The organism is Tunturiibacter gelidiferens (genome assembly GCF_014201335.1).
GTDB lineage: Bacteria > Acidobacteriota > Terriglobia > Terriglobales > Acidobacteriaceae > Edaphobacter > Edaphobacter lichenicola_E.
The window spans coordinates 25,093-40,128 of the sequence record NZ_JACHEB010000008.1 but is presented as its reverse complement, the minus strand read 5'-3'; the positions used below and the strand labels follow the sequence as shown (position 1 = coordinate 40,128).

General features: G+C 57.5%; 12 protein-coding genes. 5 read left to right on the top strand and 7 right to left on the bottom strand.

Annotation, left to right across the window (positions count from 1 at the left end; translation table 11 throughout):
- The 5 genes from HDF14_RS16435 to smc form a co-directional block, all read right to left on the bottom strand.
- Positions 1-279 carry a helix-turn-helix domain-containing protein gene (locus HDF14_RS16435; RefSeq protein ID WP_183978751.1) on the bottom strand — a complete coding sequence of 93 codons (279 nt, stop codon included), beginning with the start codon at positions 277-279 and terminating at the stop codon, positions 1-3.
- 51 nt (positions 280-330) lie between these two features.
- Positions 331-867 carry a CvpA family protein gene (locus HDF14_RS16430; RefSeq protein ID WP_183978749.1) on the bottom strand — a complete coding sequence of 179 codons (537 nt, stop codon included), beginning with the start codon at positions 865-867 and terminating at the stop codon, positions 331-333.
- 5 nt (positions 868-872) lie between these two features.
- Entirely contained in the window at positions 873-1,784 is a 912-nt protein-coding gene (locus HDF14_RS16425) for a phosphoribosylaminoimidazolesuccinocarboxamide synthase (RefSeq protein ID WP_183978747.1), read from the bottom strand.
- A 58-nt stretch (positions 1,785-1,842) separates the two neighbouring features.
- Positions 1,843-2,475: a hypothetical protein gene (locus tag HDF14_RS16420; protein ID WP_183978745.1), complete on the bottom strand. Its 633-nt coding sequence runs from the start codon at positions 2,473-2,475 to the stop codon at positions 1,843-1,845.
- Positions 2,476-2,654: 179 nt separating this feature from the next.
- Entirely contained in the window at positions 2,655-6,539 is a 3,885-nt protein-coding gene (gene smc, locus HDF14_RS16415; RefSeq protein WP_183978743.1) for a chromosome segregation protein SMC, read from the bottom strand.
- A gap of 323 nt (positions 6,540-6,862) precedes the next feature.
- Between smc and HDF14_RS16410 the strand changes: the two genes are divergently transcribed.
- Together HDF14_RS16410 and HDF14_RS16405 are read left to right on the top strand one after the other, a co-directional pair.
- On the top strand, positions 6,863-7,036 hold the full coding sequence (locus HDF14_RS16410; RefSeq protein WP_183978734.1) for a hypothetical protein: 174 nt from the start codon (positions 6,863-6,865) through the stop codon (positions 7,034-7,036).
- Between the two features lie 342 nt (positions 7,037-7,378).
- Entirely contained in the window at positions 7,379-8,692 is a 1,314-nt protein-coding gene (locus HDF14_RS16405) for a hypothetical protein (protein WP_183978732.1), read from the top strand.
- Positions 8,693-8,839: 147 nt separating this feature from the next.
- Here HDF14_RS16405 and HDF14_RS16400 read toward each other — a convergent pair whose 3' ends face one another.
- Positions 8,840-9,973, bottom strand: coding sequence for a citrate synthase (locus HDF14_RS16400; protein ID WP_183978730.1), 1,134 nt, complete (start codon positions 9,971-9,973; stop codon positions 8,840-8,842).
- Between the two features lie 116 nt (positions 9,974-10,089).
- Positions 10,090-11,172, bottom strand: a complete 1,083-nt coding sequence (locus tag HDF14_RS16395) for an NAD(P)/FAD-dependent oxidoreductase (protein WP_183978728.1) — start codon at positions 11,170-11,172, stop codon at positions 10,090-10,092.
- A 124-nt stretch (positions 11,173-11,296) separates the two neighbouring features.
- Here HDF14_RS16395 and HDF14_RS16390 point away from each other — a divergent pair, with 124 nt between their 5' ends.
- The 3 genes from HDF14_RS16390 (at position 11,297) to HDF14_RS16380 (ending at position 14,833) form a co-directional block, all read left to right on the top strand.
- Entirely contained in the window at positions 11,297-12,127 is an 831-nt protein-coding gene (locus tag HDF14_RS16390) for a hypothetical protein (protein WP_183978726.1), read from the top strand.
- Positions 12,128-12,847: 720 nt separating this feature from the next.
- Entirely contained in the window at positions 12,848-14,026 is a 1,179-nt protein-coding gene (locus HDF14_RS16385; RefSeq protein WP_183979122.1) for an acetyl-CoA C-acetyltransferase, read from the top strand.
- 42 nt (positions 14,027-14,068) lie between these two features.
- Positions 14,069-14,833: a class I SAM-dependent methyltransferase gene (locus tag HDF14_RS16380; protein WP_183978725.1), complete on the top strand. Its 765-nt coding sequence runs from the start codon at positions 14,069-14,071 to the stop codon at positions 14,831-14,833.
- The last annotated feature ends 203 nt before the right edge of the window (positions 14,834-15,036 follow it).

The window sequence follows — 15,036 nt, the reverse complement described above, 5'->3', positions numbered from 1 at the left end:
CTAACGGGCGCTGGCAATATTCTGAATGTGAGGGCGCTCGCTTCTGGGTGGGCGGCGCATGCCGTTGCGGATCTGCGCAGTGTCCATGTCAAGCTCAGCGAGGGTGCGGCTGAGGGTATTGCGGTGCATGCCGAGCTCGTCGGCTGCCTTGCATTGGTTACCCTTATGGTGCGCCAGTACTTCGAGGATGTAGCGCTTCTTGAACTGTCGAACGGCCTCCGAGTAAGGGATGCCGGCGTTGTGCATCTGCATGATCAAGCCGTCCATTTCGCGCTTCAAGGTTATTCCTCGCTGGCGGCTCCTTTGTGGAACCACTCTCTCATTGTGCCTCTACCGCAACGGTTTGATCCAATAGGGCGCGTTGTGCTTGAGCTGCTCGGCGCCGTCCAGAATCCTATGCTGAAGGTCGTAAGGTACAACGAAGGATACCGCATGTGCCCCCGCAAGGAAATAGGAAGATAGTTGAGAATTTTCAATCCATGTGGAATGAGGGATGAAGGCTGCGATCGCCATGAGGATGGCTACTCCGAGGAGGCAACCACGGCCGAAGCCGAAGACGGCGCCAAGGATTCGGTCGAAGAAACCTAGCCCGATAGCGTGAGCGGTTCGGTTGAGGGCTTTGCCGAGTAGCGCGCTGAGCACCATGACTCCGATGACGAGGAGGAGAAAGGAGACGATCTCCGCTATTGCGGGTGTGGTGATGAAATGTTCAAGGTACACGGTGAGGCGGCCGTAGTTCCAACTGGCGATCAAAATACCGACGATCAGGCCGCCCAAAGAGAAGAGCTCCAGAATGATGCCGCGCATGAAGGCGACGATGGTAGAGTAGGCCAGAATTGCGATCAGGAGGCAGTCGAAGAGATTCATTCGCCCTATAGGTTGGTGCGGCCGGTGAGCGAGCGATAGGCCTCGAGGTATTTCTCGCTGGTCCGGAGTACTACCTCATGCGGTAACGCTGGCGCGGGCGCCTGCTTGTTCCAGTGGATTGATTCGAGATAGTCTCGGACGAATTGTTTGTCGAAAGAAGGCTGCGGGCCGCCGGGGTTGTAGGAATCGGCTGGCCAATAGCGCGACGAGTCGGGAGTCAGTACCTCGTCTGCAAGAACTATCTGATCGTTTCCCGATTCATCGGCGACGAGACCGAATTCGAATTTAGTGTCGGCGAGGATCAGCCCTTTGCTGGCTGCATGCTCTGATGCTTTTTCATAGATCCGGAGTGTGAGGGTGCGTAGCGCATCGGCGTGGCTTTCGCCGATGGTCTTCTCGACTGTTTCGTAGGAGATGTTTTCATCGTGTCCGCCGGTGTTGATCTTTGCGGCGGGGGTGAAGATGGGCTCGGGCAAGCGGTCTGACTCGCGAAGACCCGCAGGGAGTTTGATTCCGCAGACCGAACCGGTTTGCTGATAGTCCTTCCACCCGGATCCGGAGAGGTAGCCACGAACGACGCACTCGACGGGAAACATCTTGGCTCGTTTGACGAGCATGCTGCGGCCTTCGAGTTGGTCGAGAAACGGTTCGAGTTCCGGAGGGAAGTGCGCCGTGTCGGCCGTGAGTAGGTGGTTTGGGACGATCGGTTTGAGGAGATCAAACCAGAACAGCGAGAGCCGAGTGAGGATCTTTCCCTTGAAAGGAATGCCACTGCCAAGGACATGATCGAACGCAGATATGCGGTCGCTAGCGACGAAGAGGAGTTGGTCGGCGGAGAGGGCGTAGATGTCGCGGACCTTACCGCGTGCGGTGAGAGGGAGTGATCCAAGGTGGGTCTCTAATATGATTGCTGGCATTGGTTCGACGGTACCACCTTTTGAAATTTGCGATCAGGCTGGAATCGCCAGTAACAGCCTAGGACAAAGGGAAAAGCTTGTCGACAGTTCGTGCGGACTCTGATGACCAACCCGGACAGCGGCCAAGGACTGTTTTCGTTGAAGGAAAGGGTATGGCAATGGCTGCGCTTGAGTTGCACTCGCCGTCGTTGAACGGAATGACTCGGACTTTGTGCCGGAGAAACGGGGCGATGGGTGGCCGATAGGAGACGATAAGATCAGCTCCCGTTCTGCCGCCGCCCGTGTTGCCCCACGGTTTGACTTCATAAAAAAGATTGTCACCGACGGGCACTGTCTTGTAAGAGTAAGGATCGAAGAGCTCGGTAAGCGGAAGAACGATACTCGATGCAAAGACGGGGATTAGCAGGATGGTGGCGCTGAGCGTGGTGAGCCATTTTGGAGACAGTCGCGAGAAGAAAAGAACCAGGAACTCATAGGCTGCAACGGCCAACCAGAATATAAAGACGTTCAGCCGATCGGAGATGGTTCCCCATCTGGTGGCAGCGAAGAACGACTGTAGAAGAACCAGTGAGATGGACACCATAAGGATGCCAAATCTGAGACGCGGGGGCCCACCGTTCCAGAAAATTCGCAACAGAAGCATTGCTACCGTCAGCAGAACAAGGACGGCAGTTGTGAGCGCTAAGTGCATGCCACTTTAGATTAGCTGTTTTCTGCTGACGAGCGGAGAGAGCTTATGGATTTCTGTCACTTTGCCAGAACGGATTCGGTACCACAGGACAGAAAATAACGATACTCAAAAAAATGCTGGAGCGAGTGGTGAACCGCTCCAGCTGCGCAAAGGGTTTGACGATTTCACGTGTCGAGGCATCAGGCGACAGCGCGGCGGTTGTCTGTGGAGTCGCGGCGGTTTAGGTTGACGCTGACAATCTTTGAGACACCGGGCTCCTGCATGGTGACGCCATAGATGACGTCGGCCTGGGACATAGTGCGTTTGCTGTGCGTGATGACGACGAACTGAGTGGTCGCGCTCATGTCGTGGATGAGTTTTGCGAAGCGGCCTACGTTGGTTTCGTCGAGTGGTGCATCGACTTCGTCGAGGATGCAGAAGGGGGCGGGCTGGAACTGGAAGATTCCGACGAGGAGGGATAGAGCGGTGAGTGCTTTTTCTCCTCCGGAAAGCAGGAGGATGTTTTGGAGCTTTTTACCTGGGGGGGAGGCTACTATGTCGATGCCGCTCTCGTTGGAGTTTTCGGCATCAGTGAGCTTCATGAGGGCCTGACCGCCGCCAAAGAGCTTGGTGAAGGTGACGGAGAAGTTCTCGTTGATGACCTTGAAGGCCTCATCGAATTTGAGACGAGAGACGTCGTCGATCTCCTTGATGGAGGCTTGCGTATTCTCAATGGAATCGAGCAGATCTTTGCGTTGGGTTTCGAGGAAGCTGTGGCGCGTGACTGTTTCGTTGTACTCATCGAGGGCCATCATGTTGACCGGACCCATGGCTTCAAGTTTTTGCTTGAGGGCGCGGGATTCTTCTTCCTGGGTGTGGAGGTCGTCGCCTTCGATGCGGGTGATGGTCTGGTCTTCACGGAGCGTGATGGCTTCCGCGCCAAGATCGTTGAGGCAGGTGGCGTCGATGTGCTCGATGTCGGAGGCGAGCTTTGCGGCGCGGGCAGTGAGGGCTGCACGCTGCTCGCGGAGAGCTTCGGTCTCGTGGCGAAGAATGCGCAGACGACCGTCGAGGTCGGCCATGGAAGCGCGGAGAGCGTGGGCCTCTTCCGTGAGGCGTGTGCCTTGAGCTACGGCATTGGCGCGAACCTCTGAGAGTTCGGCGTGCTGAACCGTGAGGGCGGCGGTTTCTTCTTCGCGGCGGAGCTTCTCTGCACCTGCAGATGAGATCTGCTGATCGAGTTGCTGGATACGCTGGTTTTGACCGTTGTAGAGGCGCGTCGTCTGTTCGAAGTTTGCGGCTGCGTTGCGGCGACGCTCTTCCAATCCAGCGAGTGCGGCGGAAGCGGCTGCTGCGCCTTGTTGAAGCTCTTCGCGTCGGGCGCGGAGCTCTTCGAGTTGCTCTTGAAGGGCGACTAGGCTGGTCTCCAAGGTGCTGCGCTCGTTTTCGAAGGCTGCTGCCTCCTGCTGGCGACGAGCGATCAAGTCCGCTTTCTGATTGCGGGCATCCCGATTGCGTTCGTTGGTGAGGGCCCAGTCCTGCAGGCGGCGCTCGATGCGAGCGACCTCCGACTCCATTTGCCGGAGAGCCGCTCCGGAGTTTGCAGACTCGCGTTCGGCGTCGCGACGTTCGTGGGTTTTGCCTTCAATCGTTGCGTTGAGGGCCGCTATCTGGTGCTGCAATTCGATGGTACTACGGTCGGTCTGGGCCAGATCTTGCTCGGCCTTTTCCAACTTTTGCTGCACCTCTGCGAGTTCGCGTTTGAGCGCGAGCGGCCCCTGGGTGCGGGGGCGTCCGCTGGTGACGGTGACGTTGTGAAAGGTCTCGCCGCTAGGAGACAGGAAGAATGCCTGTGGGTTCGAGAGGGCAAGCGAGCGGGCGGTGTAGGAGTCCGGGGCTACGAAACCCTCACGGAGCTTGGGCAGAATAACCTCGAGGGATTTGCCGAAGCCGTCGAGGACGCGGACACACTCTTTGAGAGGAACGACTCCTTCGATCCCCTCAATGTTGGTTTGGGCGACGCTTTGCATGCCTTCGGCAAATGCGAAGTTGGCCTGGGAGTCATTGGGATGTACGAGGAAGGTGGCACGGCCGGTGACGTCGGTCTGCAGGAGATGCATGCCTGCGTTCGCGGCGTCCCACGATTTGACCACGACGTAGTTGAGCTCGTCGCGGAGGAATTCGTCGACAACGTTTTCGTACTTGCCGTCTACTTCGAGGAAGTCCGCGAGGGTGCCGACGGCGGCCATGCCATCGGCATTCTGCTTGTAGGCGTCGGTCTTGAAGAGGTTACGAACGGTGTCGGTCGAATAGCTGTGTTCGCGGATGAGAGCTTCGAGAGAGGTGCGGCGGCCTGTCAGGGTCGCGACTTCGCCGCGGAGCTGGTCGCCACGACGTTTGGACTGAGATTCTTCGTTGCGATTGGCCTCTACCTGAAGGCGGAGTTCGGCTATCTCAGCTTCAAGACGCTTGAGGCGCTCGGTGACGGACTCGAAGGACAACTTGACCTGGCCACGCTGGAGGCCGAGAGTCTCGAGTTCCTGTTTGGCGATCTCGGACTCGGAGAGAAGACGCTCGGCTTCACGGTCGAGTCCAGCGAGCGCTGCTGCTGCTTGCGCCTCTTCGTTGCGAGTCTGGGCGATGCGTTGGACGAGTTGCATGGTGGAGCGGCGATTTTGTTCAGCTTGTTGCTCGGCTGAGGCGACGCTGCGGACGGCCTCATGTGCCTGCGCCTGGTGGCTTTGGGCGGCCTCTCTTGATTCGGTGGACTCAGCCGTGGCGTTGTTTAGGAAGCTTCGATGCTCTTCGAGCTCGGCGGAGAGGCTTGCGAGCTGTTCGCGGGCCTGAGCGAGATCGTCGGCTCCAGTTGCCAGGCGGTTCGTGAGTTCGGCGATGCGGTCGGCGTTTGAGGCGGTGCGGGCTGTGATGCGTTCGAGTTCGACCGCGGACTGATTGGCCTGCGCTCCGGCCTCGCGGATCTGCTGGTCAAGGCTATAGCCTGAGTCGACGCCCTCAGTGTGTTCGGCGTCCATCGCTTCGACGGTAGTGGATTGAGCGTCGATCTGGGTGGCGAGGGCAGTGATCTTCTCGGTGGTGGCCGCCTGCTCGATGTCCAACTGCGCCATACGGCTGGCGAGGACGACGCGGAGGCGTGTGCGGAGTTCGTCACGAAGGGCACCGTAACGCTCAGCCTTTGCGGCCTGGCGTTTGAGGGTCGTCATCTGACGGGTGACCTCATCGAAGATGTCGTTTACGCGAGCGAGGTTCTGGCGGGCGGATTCGAGTCGCAGCTCGGCGAGACGTTTTTTTGTCTTGAAGCGCGTGATGCCTGCGGCTTCTTCGATGATGGATCGGCGATCGTGCGGCTTGGCGGAGAGGAGCTGTCCGATGCGCTCCTGGCCGATGATGGCATAGGACTCGCCACCGAGGCCGGTGCCCATGAAGATGTCCTGAATGTCGCGCAGGCGACAGATCTTGCCGTTGAGAAGGTATTCGCTGTCGCCTGAGCGGAAGAGGCGGCGGGTTATGGTGAGTTCGCCGGCGCGGACGGGAGCGCGGCCGAATTTGCGGCGACGAATCTTGAGTACAACATTGTTTGGGTTGGCGAGTTCTGCCGCATCTGCCTCGGTTGGTGGTTGAAGGATTTGGGGGCCCTTGGCCTCGCCCTCGACGACGGTGCCGGGTTGGGCTTCGGCGACCGCTTCCTCGGTTTCTTCGGCGCGCTGCTGGCGGAGAGAGGTCTCATCCCAGTCGGTGGGGAGGTTTTCGTCGATGACGATTTCAGGGTCTTCCTGGAGGCTGGCTCCGTCGTAGACCTCGGGGTCGACGAGGGTGAGCGAGACCTCGGCCATGCCGGTGGGCTTGCGGTCTCGGGTGCCCGCAAAGATGACGTCCTCCATCTTGATGCCGCGGAGGCTCTTGGCGGACTGTTCGCCCAGAACCCAGGTGATGGCGTCGGAGATGTTGGATTTGCCGCACCCGTTGGGGCCGACAATGGCGGCAATGCCTTCGCCGGAGAGCTGAACTTCGGTGCGATCACAGAAGGATTTGAAGCCGAGGATCTGGACTTTTTTGAGCTTGAGCAAGTGCACCTCTGTGGGGAGGACCGTTGAGTTTTTGAGAAACTCGCCCCTGTCGATAGGACTGATTCAACTGTAGCTGCGGTTGAGTACGGAATCAACGGGTACAACACTACCTGTTGTGGATAAGAAGGACAAAACACCATAAATGGGCAGGTTGAGCAGGAGGGCACAAGAATGGGGAGAACAAATCCTCGAATCCAATTGTAGTGTTGATGGGATGGTACCGCGGGATTTGCGCGAGATCTTAACGCGGCATAAATGCAAGTAATGGGGGCAGCGCTTAGGTTCGCGGGTGTAACAAAAGCGACGCTCAAACAAGGAGATTTATGGCATACGACGCACCCAAGAAGGCAGCGGAACATCACGAGCACGCGGCAAAAGCTCACGATGCGGCAGCTGAGCACCATGCGAAGGGCGACCCTGAGGCGGCCCAGGAGCATGCAGTTAAGGCGCATGCTCATTCGACCGAAGCTCATCAGAAGTCAGTCGTACATCAGTAGCTCATTCTGGCAAAACAGACACCCTGGCTGACGCGAGTTGGTCAGGGGTCTCTATTCCAGTTGGGGGTAGCTTGTGTTAGGTCCCACGTTGCGGTTGTTCGTGTATAACACTTTTATTGCTCCTAAAGGTTGAAGTCGGCTTGCGTTTCGAACAACGTCGTTTCTATAATCCGCATCATCATCCCGAGATGCCACGAACACTTCAACCGCCTGGCCGAAGGGTTAGGCGCAGCGAGGGTAACTCCGAAGCACCTGGGATCGGTCTGTGCTTCGTTTTGTATCCGAGTGACCCCGGAAGCATCGGTGACACATTTGAAAGAAAGATTTATTGAGGAGTGTGGAATGAAGAAGGTAGTCGTTGCGTCTCTCCTGGCGGTCGCCAGCATGGCAAGTGTTGCGGGACCCCTTATGGCACAAACCCAGGTCAACCTTGGTTCTAACGCGCAGGCCACGAGCGGCGGCATACAGATGTCCCCCGCCGAATACAAGGCCTATAACGATGCAATCAGCCAGACGACTCCGCAGACGAAGGCTCCTGCGCTTGAGCAATATCTGACGGCTTATCCCCAGTCTTCGGTGAAGGGGTCGGTACTGGAGCAGTTGATGCTGTCCTATGCCGCGTTCGATCCGGCTAAGACGCTCGATGCGGCAGACCGGCTGTTGCAGGTCGATCCCAATAACCTGCGAGCGCTGACCTTCGAGGTTTACTTCCGCAAGCAGCAGGCAGATCAGACGACCGATGCGACGGCGAAGCAGGCAGCGTTGGACAAAGCTGCTGAGTTTGCCCAGAAGGGGCTCGGGGTTACCACTAAGCCAGCGGATATGAGTGATGCGGACTTCGCTAAGGTAAAGGACGCGGCCACCCCGGTGTTCGATGGCGCGATTGCGGCGGCTGCCTTAAACAAAAAGGACACAGCGACCGCAATCACGGACTATAAAGCTGAATTGACCAGTGTTCCGGTTGCGCAAACGCAAACTCCCGGCCCTTTGCTGCAGGACACTTTTATTCTGGGCCAGGCCTACTATCAATCAACTCCGCCGGATTATGTGAACTGCACCTGGTACGCCACACGGGCTGCAGCGTTTGCTCCTGAGCCTTACAAAAGCCAGATGCTACCGCTAGCGAAGTTCTGCTACAAGAAATACCACGGTGGCGACGATGGCTACGATGCAGTTACTGCTGCAGTGCAGACGAATCTGGTTCCACCGGCTGACTTCAAGATCAAGCCTGCGCCTTCACCGTCTGACATTGTCGCCGGAGTTATTTCGAGCACTCCGGACCTGTCGACACTGGCGATCAGCGACAAGGAGTTCATCCTTGCCAATGGCAAGCCTGAAGACGCTGCGAAGGTCTGGGACACAATGAAGGGCAAGTCGGTCCAATTCCCGGATTCGACGGTGATTGCTGTCTCCGATACCGCACTTCAGGTTGCCGTTTCTGATGATGCGGTGCAGTCGAAGACGGCCGACTTTACCTTCCAGTTGGCTGCGCCTTTGAAGACGCCGCCCGCTGTTGGAGCGAAGGTCACCGTGAGTGGTACCTACGCTTCGTTCACACCTAGCCCCATTCAGATCACGATGAGCGATGGAGCCATAGTGGAGCCGAAGAAGACTCCGGCGAAAGCGCCTGTACATCATACTGCTCCCCATCACTAGATTGCTGTAGATTCACAAAAAGGGCAGCCCATGTGGGCTGCCCTTTTTTGTGTTTGACAAAGATTTAGATTCATCCGGTTCGCGATGCACTGCGGGCCTCTTAGCGAAGATACGGGTGGAGGTTTTCCGGCTGGAGCGCCGCGTGGGTTATCGCTTTTCGATGGGTGTGTAAGGCGCGGGGTAGGACGGCCCGGTATAGTCTGCGCGCGGTCGTATGAGGCGGTTGTCGTCGTGTTGTTCGATGACGTGGGCTGCCCATCCAGAGATTCGGCTGATGGCGAAGATGGGGGTGAAGAGATCGATGTCGATACCGAGAGTGGTATAGGTCGAGGCTGAGTAGAAGTCGACGTTGGCGTTGAGCTTTTTCTCTTGCTTCACGAAGCGCTCGATCTTCTGCGATAGATCGAACCACTTGGTGTTGCCAGCGGCTTTGCCCAGTTCTTCGGACATGCGGCGGAGGTGAGTGGCACGTGGATCTTCGGTGTGGTAGACGCGGTGGCCGAAGCCGGAGATCTTCTTCTTGTCTGCGAACATTTGTTTGACGTACTCGACGGGGTCGGCACCGGCTTTGTCAATGGCATAGAGTAGGCGCATGGTGGCCTCATTGGCTCCCCCGTGAAGGGGACCTTTGAGAGCGCCGATGGCACCGGTGATGGCGGAGTGGATGTCGGCGAGCGTGGCTGCGATGACGCGCGCAGCGAAGGTGCTGGCGTTCAGCTCGTGGTCGGCATGGAGAATGAGCGCAATGTCGAAGGCGCGTGTGGCGGTCTTGGATGGCTTTTCGCCGTTTAGCATCCAGAGGAAGTTGGCGGCGTGGGTGAGAGACTTGTCGGCCTCTATGATGGATTTGCCTTTGCGAATGCGGTCAAAGAGGGCAACGATCATCGGGATCTGGGCCGTGAGGCGATAGGATTTGCGGACGTTGGCATCGTGGCTGCAGTCTGCTTCGTCGGCGTCGTAGATGCTCAGGAGAGAGACCGCGGTGCGGAGGACTTGCATGGGCGCGGCGGCGGTGGGAACGCTGCGGAGGAGTTCAATGATCTTTGGATTAAGTTCGCGGGCGGCGGAAAGATGCTTGGTGAAGTCCGCAAGCTCGGCGGCAGTGGGGAGCCTGCCGAACCAGAGGAGGTAGGTGCACTCCTCGAAGGTGGATAGCTGAGCGAGTTCATGGATATCGATTCCGCGGTAGGAGAGAACGCCGGCGTCGCCGTCGATCCAGCAGATGGAGGACGTGGTGGCGACGATGCCTTCCAGGCCCTTTGGTGCGACAGCGGTAGACATAAGGTGCTTCTCCAGTAGCGAATTCGATGCAGGAACAAACTTAGTACATCTGGTTATAGCGCAGCGGAGAAACGGTTGTCACGAACGGTTGGCCGAATATCGGTGTTGTTGTGCGACTAAGGTGATGGGAGCTCTGCGAAGAAACGGTTGGGAGAGAACGGAGACAAGTCGGTGGAAGATGCTTCGCCGACGATAAGTTGCGCCATAACATTTGCTGTGGCCGGGGCCAGGAGGATTCCATTGCGATAGTGGCCGGTGGCGATGAAATGATTTGGTTGACCCGGGACGGCGCCGAGAACAGGAAGACCGTCGGGAGTTGCGGGGCGAAGGCCGGACCAGGCTTCGAGTTGGTGAGCCTCGGCGATGACGGGAAGAAGAGTGATGGCAAGTGAGCGAAGGCGATCGATGTCAGAGGGGTGGACGATCTTGTCAAAGCCGATATCTTCGACGGTTGCACCGATGATGGCGTGGCCCGCAGCGGGGCCTGCGGTGCGAGGGACGATATAAACGTCCGGCGTGCGGACGACAAAGTGCATGGGAAGAGACGGAGGCAAGACGACCGAAAACATCTGCCCTTTCTTTGGTGTGACCGGAATGTTGAGCAGGTGCGAGGAGGCGGCCGCCCAGGCTCCGGCGCAGTTGATGAACTGTGCTGCATGCATCGTGCCGCTAGGAGTTGTGATTTCGACCGTGTTGCCTATCGAGCGAGTTGAGAGGACAGGAGTGTGTGGTCGGAGGTCGATGGTGGTGGCGTGGACGGCGGCGAGAAGTGCCGAGGCGAGTTGACGGGGGTCGAGGCTGTGCTCGTCGAGAAGGATAAATCGATGTTCTCTCGGAGTGAGCGCGGGCAAGAGATGGGTCAGATCTTTGGTGGTCAGTTCGGAGCTTGCAGTGGCGGTGTGGAGCGGAACGGACTGTAGGGTGGTGTGGGTCTGGAAGGGGACGTGGCGGCCGGAGAGAGTGCGGACGCGGTTGAGGAAGTCGGGATAGAGCGACAAGCTGAGGGTGGCCAGAGGCAGGAGTTGGGGTGGGTTGTCGGGATCGTGGGCCGCCAGCATGCCCGCGGCCGCAGAGGAAGATTCGCTGAGTGGCTCGCCTTGATCAAACACGGTGACGCGGTAGCCGCGGTGGTGGAGTTCAAGAGCGAGGGAGAGGCCGATGATGCCGGCTCCAGCGATGCAAACGTCAGGGTGCTGCATGGAATTAGTTTAGTTGGCTTAAGGGAGAGGTTATAGTTTGGATGTGTCTGTTTTACGCGGCTGATCGGTTTGTGACGTTCGGCCTCGCGATGGGTCAAATGAAGAGAAGCATCAGGAGAGAGTGATGAGCGAAGAGTACGTGGAACAGAGGTCGATCTCGGGAGCACTGCTTGGAGTGGTGGCGGCCGCGTTGCTGGCTGCATTGGGTGGTCTGGTGTGGTGCTATGGTCTGCAGAATCATCTTGCTGCTGCGGAACAGAAGATTGTGGCCGCTGATCAGAAAAATGCGGAACTGACGGAGAAGTTGGAGGCAACGAACGCACGGCTGCGAGCGACCAGCGAGACTCTGGGACAGAGCGTTGGCGTGGCCCAGAAGCAGATCGAGTTGCGGACACAAAGCATCATTGCCCAGCAAAAGATTGCGACTGCGAAGCTTGAAGAGGAGGCGGCAAAAAACTCCAAGCAGATTGGGGCGGTGTCGACCGACGTTGCCAGCGTGAAGACGGACGTAGGCGGCGTGAAGACCGACGTTGCAACGACGAAGTCTGACCTCGAGGCTACCAAGACCCAGTTGAATCGGGTGGTCGGCGACGCCGGCGTGATGAGCGGATTGATTGCGACGAACCATGACGAACTGGAGATCCTGAAGCACAAGGGGGACCGGAACTATCTGGAGTTCACGCTGCAGAAGGGTGCCAAGCCAACCCTTTTGTCGACGATCAAGCTGCAGTTGAAGAAGGCGGACGAGAAGCATTCGCGCTACACCCTGGAGGTGAGCTCGGACGACCGAACGATCGAGAAGAAGGACAAGGGGTTGGATGAGCCGGTGCAGTTTTATAACGGCAAAGATCCCGTGCTGTATGAACTGGTGGTCAATGTGATCGAGAAAAACAAGGTGTCGGGATATCTGTCGACGCCGAAGAATGCGACGACGCGGGCGACAGCGACCCAATAACGACGGGCTATTTCAAACGCAGAAAGGGGGACGCTTATCGCGTCCCCCTTTCCGTTTGCCTTGGTTGGATTACTTTTTGGTTGCCTTTTTTGCTGCCTTCTTCGCTGGTGCTTTTTTTGCGGCTTTCTTCGTTGCCATGTGCCTATTCTCCCTAGTGATTAGACATTGACTCTACTGCTAGCTGCATTGCAGCTAACGAAGGTATAGATTTACGAAATTTCACTGTCAAGCAAAAAATGCAAGGAAGGCAATTCTTTTTTACGCGGAGGAACGTCGGACGATGGCGCTTCACACTCGAGGGCGATCTTTTTGGGGATCAATGCAGTGATGAGCGATTGCAAAAAGAGTTGAATTTGAAATCGAGTACGACCTTTGTGGGATCGGCCCTCAGAGCTATCGACAAGGGAATCAAAAAACCTTGAGATCGAAATTCATGAGCGTGAGAAGTGAAAAGAAAGAGCAGGCGAGTTTTCTCATGAATGCCTGGATGGGCGAAAAGGCGCACTACGGGGAGAGATATGTATCGCTTGCATTGATGGGTCGATATGCATGTGCTGCCAGATGTTGTAATGACCGCGTTTGTGTCAGTCGAGTGTGAATACGAGGCGTGTTGGATAAGGGGTGCCGTGGTTTCTGTTGGAGATTCAAGACGCTGGTAAGACGTTGGGTGGTGTGCGATGGAAGTATTGGAGTAGAGTTTTGATCGAGGTATTTCGATCGATGAAGGATGTTGTGATTGTTGCAGCGGTGCGAACACCGGTGGGTAAGTTTCAAGGAGCGTTCGCGGAGATTTCAGCGGTAGAGCTTGGCGCGATTGCGGTCCGCGAGGCTGTAAAGCGGGCTGGAATTGATGCTTCGAGTGTGGATGAGTGTCTGATGGGTTGCGTTCTGCCCGCGGGGTTGGGACAGAACCCGGCGCGGCAAGCGGCTTTGAAGGGCGGACTGCCGGATACGGTTTCGGCGATGACCATCAATATGGTTTGCGGTTCGGGACTGAAGGCGGTGGCGTTGGCGGCGCAGGCGATCATGGCCGGCGATGCGGAGATCGTGGTGGCGGGTGGCATGGAGTCGATGTCAAACGCGCCTTATCTGCTGCCACAGGGGAGGAGAGGATTCCGGATGGGTGACTCCGTCGTGGTGGACTCCATGGTGAAGGACGGGTTGTGGTGCGCGTGTGAGGACTATCACATGGGGATCACCGGGGAGAACGTCGCAGAGAAGCATTCGATTACGCGCGAGGAGCAGGATGCATATGCCTTGGCCTCGCACCGGAAGGCGAGTGCCGCGTGGAAGGAGGGACGGTTCGATGCAGAGGTGGTGCATGTGAATGTTCCGGGGAAGAAGGGCGCAGTTACCGTGGTGTCGCGGGATGAGAGTGTACGGGACGATGCGTCGATGGAGGCGCTCGCCGCTTTGAAGCCGGCGTTCAAGAAGGATGGGACGGTGACCGCGGGAAATGCTCCAGGAGTAAACGATGCGGCAGCCGCGGTGGTGGTGATGTCGGCGGAGCGTGCGAAGGAACTGGGTTTGAAACCGATGGTGAGGATCAAGGCGCAGGCTACCAGTGGCGTGGCGCCGAAGTGGGTGATGCTCGCTCCGGTGACCGGTGTGCAGCTGGTTTTGAAGCGTGCAGGATGGGAGAAGGGCAACGTGGACCTGTATGAGTTGAATGAAGCGTTCAGCGTGCAGGCGTTGGGAGTGATGAAAGAACTGGGACTCGATGCTTCGAGGGTGAATGTGAATGGTGGTGCGGTGGCGATTGGGCACCCAATTGGGGCTAGTGGGGCGCGGGTACTGGTGACACTGATCCACGAGATGATGCGGCGGGATGTGAAGAAAGGGGTTGCGGCGCTTTGTCTGGGCGGAGGGAACTCGGTGGCGTTGGCGGTGGAACGCTAGGCACTGGTGAGCGTTTCAGGCTTGCGAGCATCCAACGTGTGTATGAGCGAGAATACCGAGCGGTTTACCGGACGAGTTAAGGACTACGAACGATATCGGCTGCGCTATCCAAAGGAGATCGTCGAAATTCTGGTGGCGCGGTGCGGGCTGCGGCTTGATCACTTGGTGGCCGATGTTGGCGCGGGAACCGGGATGTTGGCGGAGTTGTTCCTGGAGCATGGGAATGCGGTGATTGCCATCGAGCCGAACGACGAAATGCGTGAGGCTTGTGAAAGGCTCGCATCGGCGTGGCCGGGACTGATGGTAAAGAAAGCTACGGCCGAGGATACCGGGCTCGAAGACGGCTCGGTGGATTTTCTTGCGGTAGGAAGGGCGTTTCACTGGTTCAATGTTGCCAAGGCTGCGAAGGAGTTCCGGCGGATTCTGCGGGCCGGGGGATGGGTAGTTATCGCGAGCAATAGCAGGGTCCGAGAAGATTCTCCAATGTCATTGGCGTATGAGGATCTGCTGCGGGAGCATGGGACGGACTACGAGGCGAATCAGGAGAGATATGAAAGTATCGGTCGGGTGACGCAGTTCTTTGCGGGCGGTGAGTTGTTTCGGGAAGAGATTTATGGGGAGCAAAGGCTGACGTTGGAGGAACTGGTGGGGCAAACGCAGTCTTTGTCGGTTACCCCGGAGCCGGGGCATGCGAAGTATGAGGGGATGCAGGAGGCGCTGCGGGCGTTTTTCGCGAAGCGGCAGGTGGATGGAATCGTTGGGATGAAGACCGTTTGCCGAGTGGCTTGCGGACGGTTTGCAAGTTAAGAGTGGGTTTGATTTCGCCTCTAACTGGCGGTGCGTCTATTAGCGGTGGATTTGGAGGAAGATCGATGCGTAGATTTTTATCTGGCTTGACTCTATTTGGGGTTGCGTGTGTTTGTTGCGTGCCGATAGTTGCGCAGCAGGATAGGCCAAGAGCATTCGATGCAATTCGCAGCAGCGATTCGTATCGGCAAGCGGTGTTAGCG